Source organism: Roseomonas populi, from assembly GCF_024594815.1.
Classification (GTDB): Bacteria; Pseudomonadota; Alphaproteobacteria; order Acetobacterales; family Acetobacteraceae; genus Roseomonas; species Roseomonas populi.
Window position 1 is genome coordinate 200,439 of record NZ_JANJOU010000003.1, and the last position, 24,169, is coordinate 224,607.

24 protein-coding genes, 1 pseudogene and 1 riboswitch are annotated in these 24,169 nt (G+C 71.7%); of the genes and pseudogenes, 10 read left to right on the forward strand and 15 right to left on the reverse strand.

Translation table 11 applies throughout. The features are described from left to right. The 11 genes from sucC to NRP21_RS06235 all read right to left on the reverse strand — a co-directional run bounded on the left by sucC (position 1) and on the right by NRP21_RS06235 (position 10,848). Entirely contained in the window at positions 1-1,194 is a 1,194-nt protein-coding gene (sucC, locus tag NRP21_RS06185; RefSeq protein ID WP_257715298.1) for an ADP-forming succinate--CoA ligase subunit beta, read from the reverse strand. Between the two features lie 67 nt (positions 1,195-1,261). Then, positions 1,262-2,215: a malate dehydrogenase gene (gene mdh / locus NRP21_RS06190; protein WP_257715299.1), complete on the reverse strand. Its 954-nt coding sequence runs from the start codon at positions 2,213-2,215 to the stop codon at positions 1,262-1,264. Between the two features lie 192 nt (positions 2,216-2,407). Continuing rightward, on the reverse strand, positions 2,408-2,539 hold the full coding sequence (locus tag NRP21_RS06195; RefSeq protein WP_257715300.1) for a hypothetical protein: 132 nt from the start codon (positions 2,537-2,539) through the stop codon (positions 2,408-2,410). 137 nt (positions 2,540-2,676) lie between these two features. Continuing rightward, the gene (locus tag NRP21_RS06200; protein ID WP_257715301.1) at positions 2,677-3,324 is read right to left on the reverse strand and encodes a hypothetical protein; all 648 of its coding nucleotides are present in this window, start codon (positions 3,322-3,324) and stop codon (positions 2,677-2,679) included. An 89-nt stretch (positions 3,325-3,413) separates the two neighbouring features. Then, entirely contained in the window at positions 3,414-4,619 is a 1,206-nt protein-coding gene (gene zapE / locus NRP21_RS06205) for a cell division protein ZapE (protein WP_257715302.1), read from the reverse strand. 212 nt (positions 4,620-4,831) lie between these two features. Next, positions 4,832-5,062, reverse strand: coding sequence for a DUF2171 domain-containing protein (locus NRP21_RS06210; protein ID WP_257715303.1), 231 nt, complete (start codon positions 5,060-5,062; stop codon positions 4,832-4,834). 59 nt (positions 5,063-5,121) lie between these two features. Then, complete coding sequence (locus NRP21_RS06215) at positions 5,122-6,102, reverse strand: Bug family tripartite tricarboxylate transporter substrate binding protein (protein ID WP_257715304.1); 981 nt, start codon at positions 6,100-6,102, stop codon at positions 5,122-5,124. A gap of 80 nt (positions 6,103-6,182) precedes the next feature. Continuing rightward, positions 6,183-7,991 (reverse strand): phosphomethylpyrimidine synthase ThiC, encoded by a 1,809-nt coding sequence (thiC, locus tag NRP21_RS06220; RefSeq protein ID WP_257715305.1) that lies wholly within the window; start codon positions 7,989-7,991, stop codon positions 6,183-6,185. A gap of 58 nt (positions 7,992-8,049) precedes the next feature. Continuing rightward, positions 8,050-8,166: riboswitch (TPP riboswitch) on the reverse strand. Positions 8,167-8,199: 33 nt separating this feature from the next. Beyond that, positions 8,200-8,895, reverse strand: a complete 696-nt coding sequence (locus tag NRP21_RS06225) for an SDR family NAD(P)-dependent oxidoreductase (RefSeq protein WP_257715306.1) — start codon at positions 8,893-8,895, stop codon at positions 8,200-8,202. Continuing rightward, the gene (locus tag NRP21_RS06230; protein ID WP_257715307.1) at positions 8,892-9,617 is read right to left on the reverse strand and encodes an SDR family NAD(P)-dependent oxidoreductase; all 726 of its coding nucleotides are present in this window, start codon (positions 9,615-9,617) and stop codon (positions 8,892-8,894) included. The genes NRP21_RS06225 and NRP21_RS06230 overlap by 4 nt, the downstream gene beginning before the upstream one ends. A gap of 58 nt (positions 9,618-9,675) precedes the next feature. Beyond that, positions 9,676-10,848 carry an MFS transporter gene (locus NRP21_RS06235; RefSeq protein WP_257715308.1) on the reverse strand — a complete coding sequence of 391 codons (1,173 nt, stop codon included), beginning with the start codon at positions 10,846-10,848 and terminating at the stop codon, positions 9,676-9,678. 114 nt (positions 10,849-10,962) lie between these two features. On the opposite strand from NRP21_RS06235, the gene NRP21_RS06240 reads away from it, so the two are divergent. The 9 genes and pseudogenes from NRP21_RS06240 (at position 10,963) to NRP21_RS06280 (ending at position 19,192) form a co-directional block, all read left to right on the forward strand. Further along, the gene (locus tag NRP21_RS06240; protein WP_257715309.1) at positions 10,963-11,889 is read left to right on the forward strand and encodes a LysR family transcriptional regulator; all 927 of its coding nucleotides are present in this window, start codon (positions 10,963-10,965) and stop codon (positions 11,887-11,889) included. 40 nt (positions 11,890-11,929) lie between these two features. After that, positions 11,930-12,706, forward strand: a complete 777-nt coding sequence (locus tag NRP21_RS06245; RefSeq protein WP_257715310.1) for an SDR family oxidoreductase — start codon at positions 11,930-11,932, stop codon at positions 12,704-12,706. After that, complete coding sequence (locus NRP21_RS06250; RefSeq protein ID WP_308219865.1) at positions 12,707-13,108, forward strand: dihydroneopterin aldolase; 402 nt, start codon at positions 12,707-12,709, stop codon at positions 13,106-13,108. Between the two features lie 322 nt (positions 13,109-13,430). Then, positions 13,431-15,437: pseudogene (gene uvrC, locus NRP21_RS06255) on the forward strand (excinuclease ABC subunit UvrC); the annotation flags it as partial. A 212-nt stretch (positions 15,438-15,649) separates the two neighbouring features. Continuing rightward, on the forward strand, positions 15,650-16,267 hold the full coding sequence (gene pgsA, locus NRP21_RS06260; RefSeq protein ID WP_257715312.1) for a CDP-diacylglycerol--glycerol-3-phosphate 3-phosphatidyltransferase: 618 nt from the start codon (positions 15,650-15,652) through the stop codon (positions 16,265-16,267). A gap of 95 nt (positions 16,268-16,362) precedes the next feature. Continuing rightward, on the forward strand, positions 16,363-17,073 hold the full coding sequence (locus tag NRP21_RS06265) for a hypothetical protein (protein ID WP_257715313.1): 711 nt from the start codon (positions 16,363-16,365) through the stop codon (positions 17,071-17,073). Between the two features lie 10 nt (positions 17,074-17,083). Beyond that, a complete protein-coding gene (moaD, locus tag NRP21_RS06270) occupies positions 17,084-17,338 on the forward strand; it encodes a molybdopterin converting factor subunit 1 (RefSeq protein WP_408639603.1) in 255 nt (84 codons plus the stop codon). 1 nt (position 17,339) lies between these two features. Beyond that, positions 17,340-17,789, forward strand: coding sequence for a molybdenum cofactor biosynthesis protein MoaE (locus NRP21_RS06275; protein WP_257715314.1), 450 nt, complete (start codon positions 17,340-17,342; stop codon positions 17,787-17,789). Next, positions 17,780-19,192 carry a hypothetical protein gene (locus NRP21_RS06280; RefSeq protein WP_257715315.1) on the forward strand — a complete coding sequence of 471 codons (1,413 nt, stop codon included), beginning with the start codon at positions 17,780-17,782 and terminating at the stop codon, positions 19,190-19,192. Before NRP21_RS06275 ends, NRP21_RS06280 begins: the two co-directional genes overlap by 10 nt. Positions 19,193-19,207: 15 nt before the next feature. Here NRP21_RS06280 and NRP21_RS06285 read toward each other — a convergent pair whose 3' ends face one another. The 4 genes from NRP21_RS06285 to NRP21_RS06300 form a co-directional block, all read right to left on the reverse strand. Beyond that, a complete protein-coding gene (locus NRP21_RS06285; protein WP_257715316.1) occupies positions 19,208-19,672 on the reverse strand; it encodes a nuclear transport factor 2 family protein in 465 nt (154 codons plus the stop codon). A gap of 169 nt (positions 19,673-19,841) precedes the next feature. Next, entirely contained in the window at positions 19,842-20,621 is a 780-nt protein-coding gene (locus NRP21_RS06290) for a transglycosylase SLT domain-containing protein (RefSeq protein WP_257715317.1), read from the reverse strand. A gap of 7 nt (positions 20,622-20,628) precedes the next feature. Then, positions 20,629-21,057: a low affinity iron permease family protein gene (locus NRP21_RS06295; protein ID WP_257715318.1), complete on the reverse strand. Its 429-nt coding sequence runs from the start codon at positions 21,055-21,057 to the stop codon at positions 20,629-20,631. Between the two features lie 95 nt (positions 21,058-21,152). After that, positions 21,153-23,510 carry a hybrid sensor histidine kinase/response regulator gene (locus NRP21_RS06300; protein WP_257715319.1) on the reverse strand — a complete coding sequence of 786 codons (2,358 nt, stop codon included), beginning with the start codon at positions 23,508-23,510 and terminating at the stop codon, positions 21,153-21,155. Positions 23,511-23,697: 187 nt separating this feature from the next. Between NRP21_RS06300 and NRP21_RS06305 the strand changes: the two genes are divergently transcribed. After that, the gene (locus NRP21_RS06305; RefSeq protein WP_257715320.1) at positions 23,698-24,153 is read left to right on the forward strand and encodes a hypothetical protein; all 456 of its coding nucleotides are present in this window, start codon (positions 23,698-23,700) and stop codon (positions 24,151-24,153) included. The last annotated feature ends 16 nt before the right edge of the window (positions 24,154-24,169 follow it).

Sequence of the window (24,169 nt, forward strand, 5' to 3'; positions counted from 1 at the left end):
TCAGGCAGCCTTCTTCACGGCGGCGACGACCTTCTGCGCGGCGTCGGCCAGGTTGTCGGCGGGGATGATCGCCAGCCCGCTCTCGGCCAGGATCTTCTTGCCCAGCTCGACATTCGTGCCCTCAAGGCGGACCACCAGCGGCACGGAGAGCGAGAGGTTCTTGCTCGCCGCCACGATGCCCTCGGCGATCATGTCGCACTTGGCGATGCCGCCGAAGATGTTCACCAGGATCGCCTTGACGTTGCTGTCCGAGGTGATGATCCGGAAGGCTTCCGTCACGCGCGCGGCGTTCGCCGTGCCGCCGACGTCGAGGAAGTTCGCGGGCGACGAGCCGTAGAGCTTGATGATGTCCATGGTGGCCATCGCCAGCCCGGCGCCGTTCACCATGCACCCGATCTCGCCGTCCAGCGCGACGTAGTTCAGGTCGTTCTTGACCGCGTCCAGCTCCTTCGGGTCCATCTCCGTGTCGTCACGGAGGGCCTCCAGGTCCTTGTGGCGGAACAGGGCGTTGTCGTCGAAGGACACCTTGGCATCCAGCGCGACGATCTCGCCCGCACCGGTCACGACCAGCGGGTTGATCTCGACGATCGCCATGTCGAGCGCCGTGTAGGCCTCGTACATCGCGGTCACGAACTTCACGAAGGTGCCGACCTGCTTGCCCTCGAGGCCCAGCCCGAAGGCGAGCTTGCGGGCGCCCCAGGGGAAGAGGCCGGAAGCCGGGTCCACGGCAACCTTCAGGATCTTCTCGGGGTGGTTCTCGGCCACCTCCTCGATCTCCATCCCGCCCTCGGTAGAGGCCATGATGGTGACGCGAGAGGTCTCGCGGTCCAGCAGGATGGAGAGGTACAGCTCGCGCTTGATGTCGCAGCCGGCCTCAACATAGACCTGGTTCACGACCTTGCCCTCGGGCCCGGTCTGCTTGGTGACCAGCGTGTGGCCGATCATCGCGGCGGCGGCTTCCTTGGCGGCCTCGGGCTTGACGACGCGCACGCCGCCCTTGCCGTTCGGGTCGTCCTTGAAGCGGCCGGCGCCGCGGCCACCGGCGTGGATCTGGCTCTTCACCACCACGACCGGCCCGGGCAGCTTCTTCGCCGCCGCCTCGGCCTCCTCGGGGGTCTTGGCCACATAGCCGTCCAGAACTGCAACGCCGTAGCGCTTCAGCAGCTCCTTGCCCTGGTATTCATGGATGTTCATGCGGGAACTGCCCCTCTGATCCGAAAAGGGCCGGGGTTTCCCCCGGCCCCGCTACCCTCGATCTTTCTCAGACGCCGAGCTTCTTGAAGTCCTCGACGAGCTTCTTCACCGCGTCGCAGGACTTCTCGAAGGCGGCCTTCTCCTCCGGCTGGAACTCGACCTCGACGATCTTCTCCACGCCGCCGGCACCGATCACCACGGGCACGCCGACGTAGAAGTCCTTCATCCCGTACTCGCCGTTCAGCATCACGGCGCAGGGCAGGACGCGCTTCTTGTCCTTCAGGTAGGCCTCGGCCATCGCCACCGCGGAAGCGGCCGGCGCGTAGAAGGCGGAGCCCTTCTCCAGCAGCTTCACGATCTCGCCGCCGCCGTTCGCGGTGCGGTTGACGATCGCGTCGATCTTCTCCTGCGTCGTCCAGCCCATCTTGATCAGGTCGGGGATGGGGATGCCGGCAACGGTGGAGTAGCGGGTCAGCGGCACCATCGTGTCGCCGTGGCCGCCGAGCACGAAGGCCGTCACGTCCTCGACCGAGACATTGAACTCCTGCGCCAGGAAGAGGCGGAAGCGCGCGGAATCCAGCACGCCGGCCATGCCGACCACCTTGTTCGCGGGCAGGCCGGACTTCTGCTGCAGCGCCCAGACCATCACGTCCAGCGGGTTGGTGATGCAGATGACGAAGGCGTTCGGGGCGTACTTCTTGATGCCCTCGGCCACCTGGCCCATCACGCCGGCATTCTTCGTCAGCAGGTCGTCGCGGCTCATGCCGGGCATACGCGGGAAGCCGGCGGTGACGATGATGACGTCCGCGCCCTCGATCGCTGCGTAGTCGGAGCCGCCGGACATGGCGCTGTCGAAGGAATCGACGGGGCTGGACTGCATGATGTCCAGCGCCTTGCCGGCCGCCACGCCCCCGAAGACGTCGAAGAGCACGACGTCGCCGAGCTCCTTCAGGCCGATCAGGTGGGCGAGCGTGCCGCCGATGTTGCCGGCGCCGATGAGCGCGATCTTGTTGCGGGCCATGGGGGGTCCTTCGAAGAGGCCACGTGGAAGGGGCCAAGGGGCCTGGGGACGTTCCGGCAGTGCCGTTTGCGGCACCTGCGAACGGGACGCGGGGTGGATAGACCCGGATTGGCGGCCCGGCAAGGCGGGACCCCTGAATGCGGTGCGGGCGCGGCCAGGGGGATCAACCCTGGGGCGGCGCCCGCCCCTGCCCTAGCGCTCCAGCCGGCTGACCAGGTCCCGCAGCAACCGATTGGTCTCGGCCTGCGCCTTCACCATCTCCGCCATGTGGTGGACCAGCTCGGCCATCATCATCTCGACGGAGCGGGTGGCGATCTCGGACATGACATTCCTCCGGGGTAGAGGAGAGAGCATCCCCACTCAGCGCAAACCCCGCAACTGACGATTGCGCGCTGCGGGCGGGCCTCAATCATCGGCCCGCCCGAATTGTTCTCAGATAAACCGGGTGTAACCGGGCCGGCTCACATCGGCATGCAGCGGAAGGTGTCGGAATGGCCGCGGGCCAGAACGGCCATGGTGCCGGCGGGGCAGTCCATCTGCTCGCCATCGGCCGCGGGCAGGCCGGTGAACCACACGCCGGAACGGCGCGGCGCCCCCTCGCCCCGCGCGCGGGACGGCTTGCCGGACTTCCAGCCGTTGGACGGCAGGGTGGAGGCGGAGGCCGGGGCGGAGAAGAGACCGACCGTGCGGAAGCCCGGGCGGCCGTGCAGCGCCACCTGGCGGCGCCCGGCAAAGTTGAAGACCTGGGCGCGGCTGGAAGCGATGCGCGCCTCGCGCCGGCCGGCGGCGCGGGCCTGGATGCGGCCTCCGCGGCTGGCGGTCACCACGCGCTCGGAACCCCGGGTGGCGGTGCGGATGGTGGCGCGGCCGGCCGAACGGGCCGGGGCGGCGCTGGCCGAGCGGCTCCGCGGCGCGGCCACGACCGGGCGGCGCGAGGCCGCGACGACCGGGCGCACGGCGGCGCGGGTCGGGGCGGCGACGCGGGCCGCCTTGCCGTGGGCGCGGGCCTCGGCGCGGCCGCCGGCGGCCTCGGCCGGCTGGGCGGCGGCAAGGGCCAGGATGGTGGCCGCCGCGATGGCGGCGCCCGGGACGCGGAACAAGCGCAGCATGTGAATTCTCCCCCGTTGTCCGGAACCGGATCCCCTCCCGGCGCCCTGCCCCCTCAGGCTAGCGCCGGCAAATCCGGTGCCGGGTTACGTCACGTCAGATGCGGCAGGGCCAGGTAATCCTGGCTCTGCATTTCCATGAGGCGGGAGGCGGTGCGCTGGAAGATCGCCGCCCCCTCACCCCTCTCGTAGAGCTGGTCCGGCTCGGCCTCGGCCGAGGCGACCAGCTTGCACCGATGCTCGTAGAGCGTGTCGATGAGCGTCACGAAGCGGCGGGCCCGGTCGAAGTTCTCCGGCCCCAGCCTGGGCACGCCGTCCAGCACCAGCGTGTGGAAGTGGGTGGCGATGGCGAGGTAGTCCGCCGCGCCGAGGAAGACGCCGCACAGCGCCTCGAAATCCGCGCGGGCCACGCCCCGGTGGGCCTGCGGCACCTGCACCTGCCGGCCGAGCACCGCGATCGAGCAGGGCTCGCCATGGGCCACGCCGGACAGCTCCAGGAAGGCAGCGTCCAGCGCGCGCGTGGCGCGGCCATCCACCGGCGTGTGCCAGGTGGGCAGGCCTCGGATGCGGTCCCGCCGATAATCCTGCAGCGAGGCGAGGTGCAGCACCTCCAGCCGCTTCTGGATCATGGCGATGAAGGGCAGGAAGGCGTCGCGGCCCGGCTTGCCCTTGAACAGGTCGGCCGGGGCCGTGTTGGACGTGGCGACCACCACCACGCCCCGGGCGAAGAGCGCCTCGAAGAGTCGGCCGAGGATCATGGCATCGGTGATGTCATGCACCTGGAACTCGTCGAAGCAGAGCAGCGCGGCATCGGCCACGATCGCGTCCGCCAGCGGCGGGATGGGATCGGCATGGGTGCCGTTCGCCTGCCGCCAGGCGTGGATGCGCCGGTGCGCGGACTGCATGAAGGCGTGGAAGTGCTCGCGCCGCTTGCGCCGCACGTCCGCCGTCTCGAAGAACAGGTCCATCAGCATGGACTTGCCGCGCCCCACCTCGCCGACGAGGTAGAGGCCGAGCGGCGGGCCGTCCGGCTGCTCGTCCACGGGCTTGCGGCGGAAGAAGCGGGAGAGCAGGCCGCCCGGCTCCTCCTTCGGCGCCTCCGGCTTCGGGTCGTAGCCGCGCAGGCGGCGCCACAGGTCCTGCAGCACCTCCGCCGCACGCTCCTGCGCGGGGTCGGCACGCAATGCGCCCGCCGCCACGCGGGCGCGGTAAAGGGGAAGCGGACCCTGGGAGACATCCGCCTTCACGGTCTGGGCCGGGGCGGAGGCAAGGGCCGGTGTGGGCGTGGTGCCGTCCATCGGGGCCCCGGTCTAGCCCGGTTACCCGGCCGCTCGCAACGCCGCGAGCCGTGTTGATTGGGTTTCAGTGTTGCAGGAAAGCCGTGAGGGTGGCGTGTCAGGAATGGCGGCTAAGCGCCTGTCACCACACCGCATTCCCGAAGGCGGAACAAGGAAGACCCCGCCGGGCGGGCCCGGCGGGGCATCCTTACTGCCACCATACGAAGGACGCGTCAGGCGTCCTGGAACTGCTTCATCGCGTCCATGTGGTTCATGGAGGTCTTGGCCTTGTTGCCCTCCACGGAGGCGATGGCCGAGAGCGGCAGGTAGTGATGCTTGCCGTCCTGGCTGTCGTTCTTCGTCAGCTTGATGCGGCTGCCTTCGACGTGGTCCACCGTGCCGACATGGTTCCCGCAGGAACCGACGACTTCCATGTGCTCCTTGATCTGCGAAGCATCGACCATGCTGCTCTCCTTCTTGCCGTGTCGGCGGTAGGAACGCGCCAGGGCCGGAAGGGATGCTCTCAGTCCGCCGTGATGCCTGCTTTCTGGACCACGGGGGCCCAGCGGGCGCGCTCGGCGGCGATGAAGCGGCCGAACTCCTCCCCCTTCATCGGGTAGGGCACCGCCCCCTCCCTCTCCAGGCTGGAGACGAGGTCCGGCGTGCCGAGGCTCGACAGGATAGCCTCCTCCAGCCGCGCCCGGATCGGCTCCGGCGTGCCGTGGGGCACGAGGATCCCGTACCACGCGGTAACACGGTAGCCCGGCAGGGTCTCCGCCACGGCCGGCACGTCGGACATGGAGGGCACGCGGCGATCGCCCGTGACGGCCAGCGCCCGCAGGTTGCCGCCCGCCACCAGCCCGGCGACCGATGGCAGGGTGGAAATCATGGCGGGGATATGCCCCGCGGCCACGTCAGTCAGCCCCGGGGCGGCGCCACGAAAAGGAACATGGGTTCCCTCCACCCCCGCCTCTTGCAGCAGCAGCGCCATGGCCAGATGCCCCGCCGCGCCATTACCGGGTGAGGCGTAGGTCATCGACCCTTTCGCCGCGCGGTACTCCTCGATCAGTGCGGCGAGGGAGCCCGCCTTCGTGCCGGGCCCGACGACGAGGACCAGCGGCGTCTCCGCCACCATCGCCACCGGGTCCAGCGCCATGCCCGGGTCGATCTTCAGGTTGCGGCCGAACAGGGTGGGGTTCACGGAGATGGGGCCCTGGTTGCCCATCAGCAGGGTGGTGCCGTCCGGCCGGGCGCCGGCCACCAGTTCCGTCGCCAGGTTACCGCCGGCGCCCGGGCGGTTCTCCACCACCACGGGCTGGCCCAGCGCGGCGTTCAACCGGGCGCCCAGGGCGCGCGCCACGGCATCCGTGCCGCCGCCCGGGGTATAGGGCAGCACCAGCCGCAGCGGGCGGTCCGGCCAGCCCGCCGGCGCCTGGGCCAGGGCCGGATCCGCGATGGCCGCCGCCAGCAGGCTCATCAGGAAGGCGCGGCGGGACGGGTGCATGGACGTGCTTTTCAGGGGTTCCTCTGCCACCAGCATGAAGGGAAAGGCGGCGGGGATGGCAAGCCCCGCCGCCCCTGCCCCTACTCGCGCCCGCCCACGGGCATGTAGAGCTGGCCCCCGTCGCGGTACTTCCGCGCCATCGCCTCCATCCCCTCCTTCTGCGCCTCCGCCCGCAGATCATGAGAGATCCGCATGGAGCAGAATTTGGGCCCGCACATGGAGCAGAAATGCGCCGTCTTGTGCGCCTCCTTCGGCAGGGTCTCGTCGTGGAAGGAGCGCGCCGTGTCGGGGTCCAGCGAGAGGTTGAACTGGTCCTCCCAGCGGAACTCGAAGCGGGCGCGGGAGAGGGCGTCGTCCCTGACTTGCGCGCCAGGATGGCCCTTCGCCAAGTCCGCGGCATGGGCGGCGATCTTGTAGGTGATCACGCCCGTCTTCACGTCGTCCCGGTCCGGCAGGCCAAGATGCTCCTTCGGCGTGACGTAGCAGAGCATCGCCGTGCCGAACCACCCGATCATGGCCGCGCCGATGCCTGAGGTGATGTGGTCGTAGCCCGGCGCGATGTCCGTCGTCAGCGGGCCGAGGGTGTAGAAGGGCGCTTCCCCGCAGACCTTCAGCTGCTTGTCCATGTTGGCCTTGATCTTGTGCATGGGCACGTGGCCCGGGCCCTCGATCATCACCTGGCAGTCCTTCGCCCAGGCGATCTTCGTCAGCTCGCCCAGCGTCTCCAGCTCCGCGAATTGCGCGGCGTCGTTGGCGTCCGCGATGGAGCCAGGCCGCAGCCCGTCGCCGAGGGAGAAGGAGACGTCATAGGCGCGGCAGATGTCGCAGATCTCCTCGAAGTGCTCGTAGAGGAAGCTCTCGCGGTGATGGTGCAGGCACCAGCTCGCCATGATGGAGCCGCCGCGGGAGACGATGCCGGTGGTGCGCCCCACCGTCAGCGGCACATGCGCCAGCCGCACCCCGGCATGGATGGTGAAGTAGTCCACGCCCTGCTCGGCCTGCTCGATCAGCGTGTCCCGGTAGACTTCCCAGGTCAGGTCGGGGGCGATGCCGCCCACCTTCTCCAGCGCCTGATAGAGCGGCACGGTGCCGATGGGGATCGGCGCGTTGCGGATGATCCAGTCCCGGATGTTGTGGATGTTGCGGCCGGTCGAGAGGTCCATCACCGTGTCCGCGCCCCAGCGGATGGACCAGACCATCTTCTCCACCTCCTCCGCCATGGAGGAGGTGACGGCGGAGTTGCCGATATTGGCGTTGATCTTCACCAGGAAGTTGCGGCCGATGACCATCGGCTCCAGCTCCGGGTGGTTGATGTTCGCGGGGATGATGGCGCGGCCGCGCGCGATCTCGTCCCGCACGAATTCCGGCGTCACGAAGTCGGGGATGGAGGCGCCGAAATCCTCCCCGTCCCGCGCCTCCGCCGCCGCGCGCTCGCGGCCCATGTTCTCGCGGATCGCGGCGTATTCCATCTCCGGCGTGATGATGCCGGCGCGGGCATAGGCGAGTTGCGTCACCGCCGCCCCGCCCTTCGCGCGGCGCGGCGCGTTGCGGATCGGGAAGGCGGGCGTCAGGCGCTCGCCGGTGGCGAAACCATTGTCCTCCGGCCGCACGTCGCGGCCCGCCACCGCCTCCGTGTCGCCGCGCGCCTCGATCCAGGCCGCGCGCGCCCGGGGCAGGCCGCGGGCGATGTCGATCACCGCCGCAGGATCCGTGTAGGGGCCGGAAGAGTCATAAACGGCGACGGGCGGCTCCCCCGCGCTGGGATGCACCGCGATCTCGCGCAGCGGCACCCGGATCTCCGGGTGCAGCTTTCCGGGGATGTGGACCTTGCGCGATGCCGGCAGCGGGCCGGTGGTGACGCTCGGGGTGGGGGTGAGACTATCGGGCATGGTGTCCTCCGAAAGGACCCAGCGCCGGAATCGGAAAAGGGTGGAATACGGCCATGGGGGGCCGCAGACCGCACCGTCCCTACGCCAGCATGAACTGGATCAGGTTCATCGGGTCACGGCGCTGCTTTCGCCAGCCGTATCTCAGCCCCTTGTCGGGACACCCCTGGTGAGGCGCCGACACTCCGCCCGCCGGGCGGCCCCTGTCAACCTAAAGCCCGGCCCCGCCATCGATCCCGATCGCCTGCCCCGTCACGTTCCGCGCGGCCGGGGAGAGCAGATAGGCCGCCATCGCCGCCACCTCCTCCGCCGCCGTGATCCGGCGCGTGGGCGTGCCGGCGGCGGCGGCCCCGGCATCCATCCCCAGCTCCCGCCAGCGCGCCCGGGCCATGTCCGTCTCCACCCAGCCCGGGCAGAGGGCGTTCGCCGTGATCCCGCGCGGCGCCAGCCGGAGGGCCAGGGCCCGCATCAGCCCGATCACCCCGTGCTTGGCGGCGGAATAGGCCACCTGGTCCGGCACGGCGCGCAGCCCGAGCACGGAGGCGAGGAACACGATCCGCCCCTCCCCGTCCGGCAGCACGGCTGCGGCGGCCTCCGCGCAGCGCCAGGCGCCGTCGAGGTTGGAGGCCATGATCCGGCGCCAGTGGCCCTCGTCCGGCTCGGGCGGGTCGCCGCCCGCCACGCCCGCGGCCAGGATGGCGGCGCCAATCGGACCGGCGGCCCCGAACAGGGCGCGGACGGAGGCAGGATCGGCCACGTCGCAGGGGATAAACTGCACGCCCTCCGCCAACGGCTCCTCCGGCGCGCGTCGGGCGGCGGCGATCACCGCCCTGCCCTGCCCGGCCAGAAGCCGCGCGCAGGCCAGCCCGATACCCCGCGTGCCGCCGGTGACCAGCACCGCGCTCATGCGGCGGTCGTCCCGCCATCCACGGGCATGACGATGCCCGTGACAAAGCTCGCATGGTCGGAGAGGAGGAAGGCCACCACTGCCGCGATCTCCCGCGGGTGGGCGAAGCGGCGCTGCGGCACGGCCTCGGTATAGACGTCGTCGCTGGCTACCCCGCCGCCCCCGCGCGCGGCCAGGTCGGCCAGCACGGCGCGCAGCATCGCCGTATCCGTGCTGCCCGGCGCGATGGCGTTGAAGCGCACGCCCCTTGCGGCGAAGTCCAGAGCCGCCGATCGCGTCATCTGCGCCAGCGCGGCCTTGGAGGCGCCATAGGCGGCGCTGGCGGGCTTGCCGATTAGTGCTTGGTCGGAGGCGATGTTCACCACCGCCCCGCCGCCCTTCAGCAGGTGCGGCAGCGCGGCCTGCATCACCGCGAAGGGCGCCAGCCAGTTGATCCGCATGATCCGCTCGGCCTCGGCCAGCGGCGTGTCCAGCAGCGTGCCGATGATCGTGTCGCCGGCATTGTTCACCAGCAGGTCCAGCCCGCCCATGCGCGCGGCGGCGGCCTCCACGGCAGGGGCGATGGAAGGGATGTCCAGCAGGTCGTGCTCCGGCCGGTCCAGCCCCTCCACAGTCGCGCCGCTGGCCTCCAGCGCCGCGACCACCGCCGCACCGATGCCGCCGCGATGGCCGGTGACGAGGGCGCGCTTGCCCTCCAGTCCTGTCTGCCGGATCTCCGTCATGACACCCCCCGATTCCGCCGCGGATGGAGCGGCGGAGCCGGGAGGGCGTCAAGCCGGGTCAGTCGGCGGCGGCAAGGACCACCGGCCGCCGCTCCCGCAGCAGCGCCGGGCCGGCGGCGAGGATGGCGGCCACCGGGAAGGCAAGCGCCACCCAGGGCAGGGCGCCGAGGCCGAGCCCGTAGTCGATGGCCAGCCCGCCCGCCCAGGCACCGAGCGCGTTGCCCAGGTTGAAGGCGGCGATGTTGAGGCTGGAGGCGAGGCTCTGCCCCGCGCCCTCGGCCTTCCGCAACACCCAGATCTGCAGCGGCGCCACGGTGGCGAAGCCCGCCGCACCGAGCAGGGCAGCGATCACCACCGTCGCAACCTGGCTGTGCATGGCCGGCGCCATGGCCGCCAGCACGGCCGCCAGCGCCGCGAGCGAGCCCAGCAGGGCCAGCGGCAGGTTCCGGTCCGCCACGCGCCCGCCGACGATGTTCCCCACCACCAGCCCGGCCCCGAGGACGAGGAGGATGGGCGAGACCGCCGCGTCGCTGAACCCCGCCAGCTGCGTCAGCATCGGCGCGATATAGGTGAAGACCGCGAAGACCCCGCCGAAGCCGAGCACGGTGGTCAGCAGCGCCAGCAGCACCGGCCCGCGCGCCATGGCCCGCATGTCCGCGCGCCAGTCGGAGGGCTCGGGCGCCCCGTCCTCCTTCGGGATGAAGCGGGCGATCACGGCAATCGCCGCCAGGCCGACGATCGTCACGGCCCAGAAGGTGGCGCGCCAGCCCAGGTGCTGCCCCAGCCAGGTACCGGCTGGCACGCCGAGGATGTTGGCCACCGTCAGCCCCGTGAACATGGTGGCGATGGCGGAGGCCCGGCGGTCCGGCGCCACCAGCCCCGTGGCCACCACCGATCCCACCCCGAAGAAGGTGCCATGGGCGAAGGCCGTCAGGATGCGGGCGGCCATCAGCGTCGTGTAGTCCGGTGCCAGCGCGCAGGCGAGATTGCCGACCGTGAAGATCACCATCAGCCCGAGCAGCGTGGCCTTGCGCGGCCAGCGCGCCGTGACGGTGGTCAGGATCGGCGCCCCGACCACGACGCCGAGCGCGTAGCCGGAGATGAGGAGCCCGGCAGAGGCGAGGGAGACGCCGAGATCGCCCCCCACCTCCACCAGCAGCCCCATGATGACGAATTCGGTGACGCCGATGCCGAAGGCACCGACCGTCAGCGCGTAGAGAGCGAGAGGCATTGGGATGGTTCCTGCGTGACCGACACCGGGCCGGCCGTTCGCGAGGCCAAATGGACGCCCCCGGCCCCGTGCCATAGACTATCGATCGGCAAATCACCTGTGACGTGAACTCACATGCCCCGATCGGAGGTAAACCGCGCCGCGGAGATGGAAGTCTTCGCGCGCGTGGTGGAGGAAGGCGGCTTCTCCGCCGCCGCGCGGGCGCTGGGGCTCACGCCCTCGGCCGTCAGCAAGCTTGTGGCCCGGCTGGAGACACGGCTCGGCGCCCGGCTGGTGCAGCGATCCACCCGGCAATTCGCCCTCACGCCCGAAGGCCAGGCCTTCCACGAGCGCGCGGTGCGGATCCTGGCGGAGATGGAGGAGGCGGAGCGCGCGGCGGCGGCCGGGGAGACGCCGGTGGGGCTGATCCGCGTGAACACCAGCGCCACGGTGAACACCCACCTCCTCGCTCCGGTCCTGCCGGAGTTCCTGGCCGCCCACCCCGGCATCCGCCTGGACCTCGTCCTGACGGACCGGGTGATCGACCTGGTGGAGGCGCGGGTGGACGTGGCAATCCGCGCCGGGCCCATGCCTGAATCCCGCCTGCGCGCCCGCAAGCTGGGCGAGACCCGGCTGGTGGTCGTGGGCTCCCCCGCCTATCTCGCCGCCCGCGGAATTCCGCGCCGCGCGGCCGACCTGGCCGCGCACGAGCTGCTGGGCTTCGGCTACGCCCGCGCCGTGCAGGACTGGCCCTTCATGGAGGACGGGCGGCGGGTCGGGGTGAAGGTGGCGGGGCGCCTGCGCGCCAGCGACGGCGAGGGGCTGCGGCAGCTCGCCCTGCATGGCGCCGGGCTGGTGCGGATGGCGGGCTTCTGCGTGCGGGAGGACATCCTGGCCGGCCGGCTGGTGCCGGTGCTGGAGGAGGCGAGCGCCGGCGACCTGGAAGCCTTCCACGCCGTTCATGCCGGGGGCACCGGGCCGATGCCGGCCCGGGTGCGGGCCCTGCTGGACTTCCTGGCCGCGAATGTCCGCATCCCCGACGCGCCGGGGCTGGCGGTCTGACCTCCCCGAGCGCGGCCCGGCACCCTATCTGCGGTGGCGCATGAGCATCCCCGACGCCATTCCCCGAACGGCCCTCGTCACCGGCGGCGCCAAGCGGATCGGCCGCGCCATTTCCCTCGCCCTGGCCGGGGCGGGCTTCGACGTGGCCCTGCACTACCATGGCAGCGCCGGGGAGGTGGAAGGCACGGCCGGTGACATCCGCGCCCTCGGCCGCCGCGCCGCGACCCTCCGCGCCGATCTGGGGCGGGAGGAGGAGGTGGAGTCGCTGATCCCAGATGCCACCGCCAAGCTCGGCCCGGTGGGCGTTCTGGTGAACAACGCCTCTCTCTTCGAGCGGGACGAGTGGGACACGGCCACGCGGGAGAGCTGGGACGCCCATATGGGCCCGAACCTCCGCGCCCCCTTCGTGCTGACCCAGGCCATGGCCCTCGCCCTGCCCGATGGCGCGGAGGGCGCGGTGGTGAACATGCTGGACCAGCGCGTCCTCTCCCTCACCCCGCATTTCGTCTCCTACACGATCACCAAGGCCGGGCTCTGGGCGCTGACCCAGACCATGGCGCTGGCGCTCGCGCCCCGAATCCGGGTGAACGGCATCGGCCCCGGCCCCACGGTGGCCAGCGCCCGCCAGAGCGAGGCCCAGTTCCGCGCCCAGTGCGAGAGCACGCCGCTGCGCCACGGATCGAGCCCCGAGGAAGTGGCGCGGGCGGTGCTGGCCATCCTTTCCCTGCCGGCGATGACGGGGCAGATGATCGCCCTCGACAGCGGCCAGCACCTCCAGTGGTCGCCCGCCCGCGCCCAAGGGGGGCCAGAAGAGTAGATGCCAGGAATGACGGCCTATATCCCGGACGCGGCCCGCGGCCTGCGCCGCGTCTTCGTGCGGGACCTGATGGTAGAGGCACGGCTGGGCGTGCTGCCGAAGGAGGTGGTGCCCCAGCGCGTGGTGATCGGCATCGAGCTTCTGGTACGGGACGACGCGGCCCCCGCCGGCATCGGCCCGGACCGGCTGGAGCGGGTGGTGGACTATGGCGTGATCGCTGACCGGGCGCGTGCGGTGGCGACCACCGGCCACACCCGCCTGGCGGAGACCCTGGCCGAGCGGATCGCGGTGGCCTGCCTGGAGGACTCCCGGGTGGAATCCGTCCGGGTCACGGTGGAGAAGCCGGATATCCTGCCCGATGTGGGCGCGGTGGGGGTGACCGTAGAGCGCCGCCGAAACTGACTCGGGACTGTCACGGGCCTGACTTTGTCAATGGCATCGCGCCGAAGTGACGGCAAACCATCCCCCGGCCGGAAAGATTGGGCAGGGGGGCTGGCGGAACGGCCTCGTGAGGTCAATGTGAACGAAGCATGAAAGCCGGAAACTATCGGAGACGTCGCGAAATCAACAGCTTATGTGATTGCATAGAATCTGGGCAGGCGCGTCAGGACCCCTTATCTGCCTTGGCCTTCGACGCTCACGCGACCTCCCTTCCACAGGGTTATCCACAGGAGTCGGGGACAACCCCGGGAGACCCGAGAGAAACCCAACGGAAACAAGCCTGATGGCCTTCTCCAACGAGCAGACCACGCCCCTGGCCCCCATGGAGGGTCGTGAGGTGATCGAGCGGGCGCTTCTCACCCTGCCCTTCTCGCCGGGCGTCTACCGGATGCTCGATGCCAAGGGGGACGCGCTCTATGTCGGCAAGGCGCGCAGCCTGAAGAAGCGCGTCTATGCCTATACCCAGGTCCATAAGCTGCCGGACCGGCTGAAGCGCATGGTCTTCGAGACGCGGCACCTCGAAGTCATCACCACGGCCTCCGAGGCCGAGGCGCTGCTGCTGGAGGCGAACCTCATCAAGCGGCTGCGGCCGCGCTACAACATCGTCCTGCGGGACGATAAGTCTTACCCGTGGCTGGTGATCACGGAAGATCATCCTTACCCGCAGATCTCCAAGCATCGGGGTGAGCGGCGCAAAGGCGCCTCCTACTGGGGCCCCTTCGCCTCCGCCTGGGCGGTGAACCAGACCCTCACCGCACTCCAGCGCGTCTTCCTGCTGCGCTCCTGCCGGGACTCGGTCTTCGACAACCGCACCCGCCCTTGCCTGCTCCACCAGATCCGCCGCTGCTCCGCCCCCTGCGTCGAGCGCGTGACGAAGGAGGAGTACGGGGAGCTGGTGCGGGAGGCGACGCAGTTCCTCTCCGGCGAGACCCCCTCCATCCAGAAGCGCCTGGCGAAGGAGATGGAGGAGGCGGCCGAGCGGCTGGAGTTCGAGCGCGCGGCGGCCATCCGGGACCGCATCCGAGGCCTGACCCACGTTCAGGGCCGCGACCGCATCAACATGGAGAATGTGGGCGACGCCGACGTGGTGGCGTTGCACATGGCGGCCGGCCAGGCCTGCGTGCAGGTCTTCTTCTTCCGGGGCGGCCGCAACAACGGCAACCGCCCCTTCTTCCTGAGCGGGATGCGGGCGGACGCGGAGCCGGCGGAGGTGATCACCGCCTTCCTCGGCCAGCTCTACGACGACCTGCCGCCCCCGCCGATGGTCCTCGTCTCCCACGAGCTGCCGGAGGCGGCGCTGGTGGCGGAGGCGCTAACGCTTCGCGGCGACCGCAAGGTGGAGGTCCACCACCCCAAGCGCGGCGACAAGCGGTCCGCCGTGGAGCACGCCCAGACCAACGCGCGGGAGGCACTGGAGCGCAAGCTGGCGGAGGGCGCCGCCCAGGGCGAGCTGCTGGAGGGGGTGGCGAAGGTCTTCGACCTGTCCTCCACCCCCGAGCGGATCGAGATCTACGACAACTCCCACATCCAGGGCACAAACGCCTACGGCGTGATGGTGGTGGCAGGGCCGTCCGGCTTCCTGAAGAACGCCTACCGCAAGTTCTCCATCCGGGGTGAAGGCGTGGTGCCCGCCAAGGGCAGGAAGGCGGCGGATGCCACGGGCACCGAGCCCCTGGCGGGCGAGGACGTGGCCGCCCTGGCCCACGACGCCGCCGGCCGCACCGCGCTGAAGTCCACCGGTGGCCCGCGCGGCGGCGACGACTTCGCCATGATGCGCGAGGTCTTCGAGCGCCGCTTCGGCCGCGCCCTGAAGGAGGACCCGGAGCGCGAGAGCGGCACTTGGCCGGACCTCGTGCTGATCGATGGCGGCCTGGGCCAGCTGAGCGCGGCGCGGGAAATCCTGACGGAGATGGGGATCCACGACATCCCCCTGGTGGCCGTGGCCAAGGGCCCGGACCGCGACGCGGGGCGGGAGTGGTTCCACCGCACGGGCCATGACCCCATCCAGCTGCCGCCGCGCGACCCCGTTCTCTACTACCTGCAGCGGTTGCGGGACGAGGCGCACCGATTCGCCATCACCACCCACCGCGCCGGGCGGTCCAAGAGCCTCGTGAAGAGCGAGCTGGACGACATCCCCGGCGTGGGCACGGCGATCAAGCGGGCCCTGCTGAACCATTTCGGCTCGGCCCGCGGGGTGCGGAATGCGGCGCTGGAGGACCTCCAGAATACCCCGGGCATCGGGCCTTCCGTCGCGAAGCGGATCTACGAGCACTTCCACCCCGGCACGACCGGCCCGCTGGAGCCGGTGCGGCCGCGCGGCGGAAGGCGGGCCAAGGCGGCCGCCGTGGACGCGATCGCGGAAGCACCGGACGAGGCGCCGCCGGGGGAGGCGGAGCCCCCTCCCCTGGCACCGGACGCGGCGGGGCACGAGGTGGAGGGATGAACCCACCCCGCGTTTCCCCCGGCGCCGATCTGGGCTAGGGGTTCTGCAAGGAGCCGCGGATGCCCACCGACCTGCCGAACCTGCTGACGCTCTCCCGCATCGCGGCGATCCCGCTGCTGGTGGCGCTGATGTTCCTGCGCTCGCCGGTGGGGGACCTCCTCGCCTGCGCCGTGTTCTCGGCCGCCGCCATCACGGACTACTTCGACGGCAAGATTGCGCGTGAAAGGGGCTCCCTGACCGCCTTCGGGCGGATGCTGGACCCGATCGCGGACAAGCTGCTGGTCGGCGCGGCGCTGATGCTGCTGGCGGGGATGGACCGGCTCTCGCCGCTCGGCCTGCTGCCGGCCATCGTGGTGCTGCTGCGTGAAATTCTCGTTTCCGGCCTGCGGGAGTACCTGGCGGGGCTGCGGATCGGCCTGCCCGTGACCCGGCTGGCCAAGTGGAAGACCGGGTTCCAGATGGGGGCCATCGGCACCATCGTGGCAGGGGATAGCGGGGCCTCGGTCATCGGGCTGGGCTTCCTGCCCGTCTCCTGGCTGGGCGAGGCCGGGCTCTGGGTCGCGGCCGCGCTCACGTTGCTGACGGGGTGGGACTACATGACGGCCGGGATGCGCCATGCGGCGGCCGAGGACCTCTCCCGCCCTCCCGCCCGGCAGGAAGGCGGGCGGGCCGGGTAGAAACCGGCGCGGCGGAGGGGCATCCTGCGCCGAACGACTCAACAGGACACGCGGCCGGCCTTTTCTCTCCGGGCCGGCCGGAAAGGGTACCAACCATGGATCGCCTTCGCCCCGGCCCGGCCGGGCGCCTGATGGCCAGCCTGCCGCTGGCGCTGCTGCTCGGCGGCTGCTTCGGCCTCGGCGATATCGACATGGCCCCGTTCGGCCGCACCGACCCGATCGGCGCGCCGGACAGCCTGACGGTCCGCCGGGTGATGGGCACCGAGCTGGACGTGCCGCCCCTTCTGCCGGAGCCGGGCAATGTCTGGCCGGCCGAGGAGGCGCCGCGCGCGACCCTGCAGAACCCGGACGCCGCCACCGTGCCCCCGCGGGAGCGCGAGCCCTCCGAGGCGCTGGAGCGGGCGCGGCAGCAGCGCGGCCCCGCGCCGCTGGGCCGCGCGCCCAACGCCACGGAACCCGGCCCCGCCGTGCCGCCGGAGGCCGCGCCCAACCCCCGCGCGCCCCTGCCCGGCACCGTCACCCCCCGCCGCCGGGGCAGCAGCGGGGAACCGCTGGCGCCGCTGGACCCGCCGCCCCTGCCGCGCCAGGGCGTGCCAAGCGGCGTTCCGCCCGTCCCGCCGCCGCCGCGGGTCGAGGGATCGACCCTGCCCACGCCGGGCGGCCCGCCCGCCACCATCGGCAACAGCACGGGCAACATCGGCTCCTTCACCCAGCCGGGGGTGGGTACAGGCACGGCCATCCGCCAGGGCAACACGACCACCCTCTTCGGGCCGGACGGCTCGGTGCAGGTGGTGCCGACGCCTTGATTCCCCTGTCATGATCAAGGTCCTGTACTTCGCCTGGCTCCGCCAGCGCACCGGCACGGGGGAGGAGGAACTCTCCCTCCCTGATGAGGTGCGCGACCTCGGCGGGCTGATGCGCTGGCTCGCCGCGCGCTCCCCGGGCCATGCCTCCGCCTTCGCCGACCCGGCCCAGGTGCGGATGGCCGTGAACCAGGAGTTCTGCGGCCCGGAGCACCCCGTGAAGGCCGGGGACGAGGTGGCCTTCTTCCCGCCGGTGACCGGTGGTTGAGATGACTCCCTCCATCCGCGTGCAGGAGGCGCCCTTCGACCTCGCCGCCGAGACCGCCGCCCTTTCGGCGGGGCGGGTGGATGTCGGCGGGATCGCCAGCTTCGTCGGCCTCTGCCGCGCCGATGACGGGCTGGAGGCGCTGGTGCTGGAGCACTATCCCGGCATGACGGAGCGGGCCATCGCCGGCATCGTGGCGAAGGCCGGGGAGCGCTGGCCGCTGACGGGCTGCACCGTGATCCACCGCGTCGGCCGCATCCTGCCGGGCGAGGGCATTGTGCTGGTCCTGGCCGCAAGCCGCCACCGCGTGGCGGCGCTGGAGGCCTGCGCCTTCCTGATCGACTGGCTGAAGACCCGCGCGCCCTTCTGGAAGCGGGAGGAGTTCGCGGGTGGGGCGGACCGCTGGGTGGCTGCGCGCGAGGAGGACGAGGCGCGCACCCGGGATTGGGGCTGAAGGCGCTTCTCTCCGTCCTGGCGGGCGGGCTGATGCTGTGCTGGCCCGCCATCCTCAACGGCTACCCGCTGCTGTTCAGCGATTCCGGCGCCTTCCTGCACCAGACGCTCGGCCCGCTGATGCTCTGGGACAAGCCCTGGATCTACGGGCCGCTGGCCTTCCTCTTCCACTGGCACCGCTCACTCTGGCCCGTGGTGATCGCGCAGGGGCTGATGCTCTCCCACCTGCTCTGGCTCGCCCTGCGGGCCTTCGGCGGCGGGGCCTCGCCGGGGCGGCACCTCCTGCTCTGCTCGGTGGTGGCGATGCTGACGGCCATGCCCTTCACCGTCTCCCTCGTCATGCCGGACGTGTTCACCCCCGCCGTGGTGCTCGGGGCACTGCTGCTGGGCTTCGGGCGGGCGGCGCTCTCACGCGGGGAAGCCGCCTGGGTGACCCTCCTCATGGCGCTGGGCACGGCGACGCATCTCTCGCACCTGCCGGTGCTCGGGGCGCTGGCGGTGGTGTCCCTCTTGGCAGGCTGGCGCGCGGCGGGGCGGGTGGCGCTTCCGCTGGCCGGGGCCGTTGCGCTTCTGCTGGCGACCAACCTGGCGGGGCATGGGCGGCTCGCCCTGTCCCCCTACGGCGGCACATTCCTCATGGCGCGGCTGGTGGCGAACGGCACGGCCATCCGCACCATCGACGCCGCCTGCCCCGAGGCGGGCTGGGCCCTTTGCGCCTTCAAGGGGCGGCTGGAGCCCTATGGCCCGGAGGCCTGCCGGATGCAGGCCTGCCCGCGCGAGCTGCTGCCGAGCGACATCCTCCTCTGGGAGCCCGGCAGCCCGATCAACACGGACGAGAACGGCCGGCCGCGCGACTTCGGCGGCCGGGCCCTGTCCGGCGAGGCCGGGCAGATCATCCGGGAGACGATCCGGCGCGAACCCCTGACCGTGGCCTGGGACGCCGCGAGAGACACGCTGGCGCAGCTGCTCGCCAACCGCGTGGGCGACACGCTGGAGCGCCGGCACATCGGCGAGGGCGTGCTGGGCCGGATCCAGTCCTTCGGCGCGGCGGAGGCGGCGCGGTTCCAGGCCGGGGCGCAGTGGCGCGGGGTGCTGCCGGAGATGGTGGCGCCCCTGTTCTGGGTGCAGGGGCCGGTGCTGCTGCTGGGGGCGATCGCGCTGGCCGTCTTGGGCTGGCGGGGGCGGCGCGACCGGGCCGCGCTGGGGCTGGCGCTGGGGATCGGCATCGGGATCCTCGCCAACGCCTTCGCCACCGGGGCACTCAGCGGGCCGCATGACCGCTATGGGGCCCGCCTGGCCTGGGTCGTGGTAGCCGGCGCGATCCTGCTGGCGATGCGGGCCGGGATGGCCCGCCAGCACGCCCCTTCACCCCCCGGGCCGCAGGACCAGCGCCCGCATCGCTGAGCGCGCGAGGGGGCGCTACAGGCCCAGTTCGCTCAGGCCGGAGTGGTTGTCGGGCCGTCGGCCCAGCGGCCAGCGGAACAACCGGTTAGCCTCCTCGATCGGCATGTCGTTGATGGAGGCGATTCGCCGGCGCATCAGCCCGGCCTCGTCGAACTCCCAGTTCTCGTTCCCGTAGGAGCGGAACCACTGCCCGCTGTCGTCGTGCCACTCATAAGCGAAGCGCACGGCGATGCGGTTCCCCTCCTGCGCCCAGACCTCCTTGATGAGCCGGTAGTCCAGTTCCCGCGCCCATTTGCGGCGCAGGAAGGCGGTGATCTCCTCCCGCCCCAGGATGAACTCCGCGCGGTTCCGCCAGCGGCTGTCCGGCGTATAGGCGAGGGCGACGCGATCCGGATCCCGGCTGTTCCAGGCATCCTCCGCCATGCGGGCCTTCTGCGCCGCAGTCTCGGGGGTGAAGGGAGGGAGTGGCGGACGCGACATGGGCGAGGCCTTCTGCACCGTTCGAGAGGCAGCAAACCCGGCGCCCGGGAAGGCCGTCAACCCGGACCAGAGCCGACCCCGTTCCGGTGGAATCGCCGGAACGGGTGAATCGGCCGAGCAAACGATGGGCTTGAGCAGTTGCCGTGAGCGGAGGCGAACGGAAACCGCCCTAGCGGCGCAGGCAGGCCATGCGCGGCCGCGGGTTCCGCATACGGGGCACCGGCACCGGCCGGCTCACGCCCGGCCGCATGAAGCGGCGGGCCTCGGCCGGGCCGCCGATCAGCAGGGCCGGCTGCAGCCCGGGGGCGCAGAGCCCGGCCAGGCCGCTCATTGGCGGAAGCGGCACCGCGCCCCCCCGGCCCCAGGCCACGCCGAGCTGGGCGAGCGCCACCCGGCGGTTATAGGCCGCGCCGCGCTCCGGCTCCCCGGAATGGTAGCGGCCGATGGCGATGCCCCAATCCGCGGCGCCACCGCGCAGGCTGTTCAGGAAGCGTGCGGCGTAGCGGGCGTTGGTAACAGGATCGAAGGCGGCGTCGAGGTTCGGGAAGGCGCCGGGGTGGTACATCAGGTTCACCTGCATGCATCCCACGTCGATGGAGCGCACGCCGCGGGCCTGCAGCGCGGTGACGGCGGCGATCGCGGCGGCCTTGGTGGGGGCGGAACGCCCCTCCCCTTCCGCGTTCCAGGTCCATGGCCAGGGCTCCGGCCGGCCGGAGGGGGCGGCGCGCCCGCTCTCCACCAGGGCGATGGCGCCCAGCAGGCCGGGCGGGATGCCGGAGCCGGGTTCCACGGCCGCGATCGCGCGACGGCAGACGGACCAGTCATCCGCCGGCGCAGCCGGCTGCGCCCGGGCGCCCGGCGGCGCAAGGAGGGCGGCGCCCAGCAGGAAGGCGGCAAGGGGGGCGCGGCGCATGCGGGCGGAGTTCGGCCCGCCGGGCGCCCGGGTCAAGCCGGGATCAGCTCGTGGCGGCGTCGGCGGCCTCGACCGCGCGGCGGTTGGCCTTGTCCTCCGCGTTGTCCGCGGCCTCCGCCGCCCGGGCGCGCTGCTCGCAGGTGGCGCGGATCTTGTCCAGCTCCTCCTCTGTCAGGTGCTCGATGCCGATGAACGCGTTGCCGGCGGCGCTGGTGCGGATCAGCTCGTCCAGCTTCGCCTGGATGGCCGCGCCGTCCCGGTTCTGGGTGTTCTGGATCAGGAAGACCATCAGGAAGGTCACGATGGTCGTGCCGGTGTTGATGATGAGCTGCCAAGTGTCGGAGAAGCCGAAGAAGGGGCCGCAAACGGCCCAGGCGATCACGACCCCGACGCAGATCATGAAGGTCGCGGGGCGGCCGGTGGCCTGGGCAACGCGGCTGGAGACGCTGTTGAACAGCTTCGAGAAGGTCATGGAGCGAGTTGCCGGCCTGGTTGACCGGGCCGGGGATCCAGCCCTGCCCTCATCAATGCCCCGGCGCGCGTTCCGGCTGCCACATGACCGTGATTTTAACCATGTGTTAACCCCGGCCCATTCCCAGCCTCGATGATCGCCTTGATCCGGGTGGCCAGCACATCCATCGGGAAGGGCTTGGTCAGCACGTGCATCCCGGGGGCGAGGTGGCCGTTGCCGATGGCCGCGTTCTCCGCGTAGCCCGTGATGAACAGGATCTTCAGCTCCGGCCGCAGCTCCCGCGCCGCATCGGCCACCTGGCGGCCGTTCATGCCCCCGGGCAGGCCGACATCGGTGATCAGCAGGTCCAGCCGCGCGGGGGAGCGGAGCACCTTCAGCGCGCCACTGCCGTCCGAGGCCTCCAGGGCGGCATAGCCCAGCTCCTCCAGCACCTCCGTCACCAGCATCCGGACCGTCGGCTCGTCGTCCACCACCAGCACCGTCTCGCCGCTCCCGGCGCGGGGCGGGGCGCCGGGGGCCGGCGCCCTCTCCTCCTCCACCGTGCCCCAGTGGCGCGGCAGGTACAGGCGCATCGTCGTGCCGTGGCCGGGCTCCGAGTAGATCCGCACCTGGCCACCGGACTGCCGGGCGAAGCCGTAGATCATGGAGAGGCCGAGGCCGGTGCCCTGGCCCACGGGCTTGGTGGTGAAGAAGGGATCGAAGGCGCGGGCCACCACCTCCGGCGGCATGCCCGTGCCGGTATCGGTCACGCAGACCGTCACGTACTGGCCGGGCTCCATGTCGCGTTCCCGCGCGGCGCGGTCGTCGATCCAGGAATTCGCCGTCTCGATCGTCAGCCGCCCGCCATCGGGCATGGCGTCCCGCGCGTTGATGGCCAGGTTGAGGATGGCGTTCTCCAGCTGGTGGGGATCGCAGAGGGTGGGCCAGAGGCCGACAGCCAGCACCGTCTCCACCTCGATGGCCGGGCCCATGGTGCGGCGGATCAGCTCCTCCATCCCCTGGATCAGGCGGTTGGCCCCGGTGGGCTTGGGGTCCAGCGTCTGCCGGCGGGAGAAGGCGAGCAGCCGGTGCGTCAGCGCCGCCGCGCGATCCGCCGCGCCCTGGGCCGCCACGACGTAGCGGTCCACCTGCGCGAAGCGGCCCTGCGCGATGCGGGCGCGCAGCAGCTCCAGCGATCCGACGATGCCGGTGAGAAGGTTGTTGAAATCGTGCGCGATGCCGCCCGTGAGCTGACCCACGGCCTCCATCTTCTGGCTCTGGCGCAGCGCCTCCTCGGCTTGGCGCAGCGCCTCCGCCCGCTCCCGCTCCTCCGTCACGTCGCGCCCGACGGCGCTGATCAGCCCCTCGCCATAGGCGGCGGACCAGTCGATCCGGCGCCAGCTGCCGTCCTTGTGGCGGTAGCGATCGTCCACCCGCATCACCGGCCCATCCCCGGAGAGGCGCGCCAGCCGGTCCCGGCCACCCTCCGCGTCCTCCGGGTGGATGAAGTCCAGCACGCTGCGGCCGACGACCTCCTCCTCCCGCCAGCCCAGTGTGGCCTGCCAGGCGGGGTTCACCGCAACGATCGTCCCCTCCGGCTTCAGGACGAGCATGACATCGGCCGAGAGGCGCCAGAGGCGGTTGCGGTCCGCCGTGCGGGCGGCCACCTCGGCCTCCAGCCCCTCGTTCAGGGCGCGGAGCTGCCCCTCTGTCCGCTTGGTGCCGGTGATGTCGTAGATCACGCCGCTGAAGCGTAGGTCCGCGGTCTCGGCGTCCCGCAGGTACTCGCCGCGCCGCTTCAGCCAGCGCGTCTCGCCCGTGTCGGCGCGGGCGATGCGGAACTCGGCCTCCTCCGCCGTGCCGGGCACGGGCCGGGCGTCCTCGTCGATCACGGGCGCGTCGCCGGGATGCACCAGGGCGTTGACGGTGCGGACCGGCAGGTCCGCCGCGGAGCGCAGGCCGAGAAGCTGGCAGAACTGGTCCGAGACGGCGGCGGTGGCGAAGCCCGGCATGTACTCGAAGGTGCCGATCCCGCCCGCCGTCTGCGCGATGCGCAGGCGCTCCTCCACCCGCTTCTGGTCCGTCACGTCCACCAGCGTGCCGAGGAAGTGGCCGGGGCCGCCATCCGCGTCCGGGTAGCGGCGGCCGCGCGCATGGACCCAGCGCAGGCCGAGGCCGGGCACGAGGACGCGGCATTCCCGGGAAAGCAGCTCCGCCCCGCGCAGGATGGCGCCGATCGCCAGGCGGATGCGGGTGCGGTCCTCCTCGTGGATGGCGGCGAAGAAGGAGGCGGGCGCGACGCCCCGCGCCGCTTCCTCCGGCGTGACGCCGAGCAGGGCGGCGAGGCGGGCGTCCCCGGTGATCCGCCGCTCCGCCACGTCCCAGTCCCAGGAGGCGAGGATGCCGGCCGCGGCCAGGGCGTCCCGCAACTGGCGGCCCTCGCCGCTCCTGTCGTCCGGCAGGCTCACGCCCACGGCTGGCCCATGGGGGCGTGGTTCACGATCGACTCGTCCTCGGGTGGCCTCGGCGCGCCGGGCAACGGCGACTGATGACCGGCTTCCCCAACGCGTACAAGGCCCGCGCGTTCCACCCACTCATGCTTGATGCCCCGCGCAACCCCGCCCCGGTCCGGGCGATAGGCCCTTGAACCCGGAGGGACCCATGCACGCCAAGATCACCGTCCACGTCAGCCCGGACCGCCTTTTCGCCTGGCTGTCGGACCCTGCCAATGTCCGCCACTGGTTCGCCCATCTCCGGCACGACGCGGATGTCCTGCCGGAAGCCGGGATGAGCGCCGACGAGGCCGCCCGCACCATCCGCTGGAACACGGACCCTGCCGGGCGGATGGAGGTGAAGGGTTCCGGCCAGGTGGCCGACCTCTCCCTGACCTTCGAGGAGGGCGGGCGCGAGCACGAGGCGCCGGTTGAGGAGGAAAGCCCGGACGACGCCCCGACCAATGCCGGCAACGCCCTGCGGAGCATCAAGAGCCATGTGGAGGCCGCCGATGGCGGCGACCCGGACATGCACACGCCCGGCGTCGTCTCCAAGGAGGCGGTGGAGGAGGCGGACCGGGAGATTGCGGCCGACCCGGAGCACAGCGGCACGCCGCGGCGCTGACCGGCCCTTCCTGAAC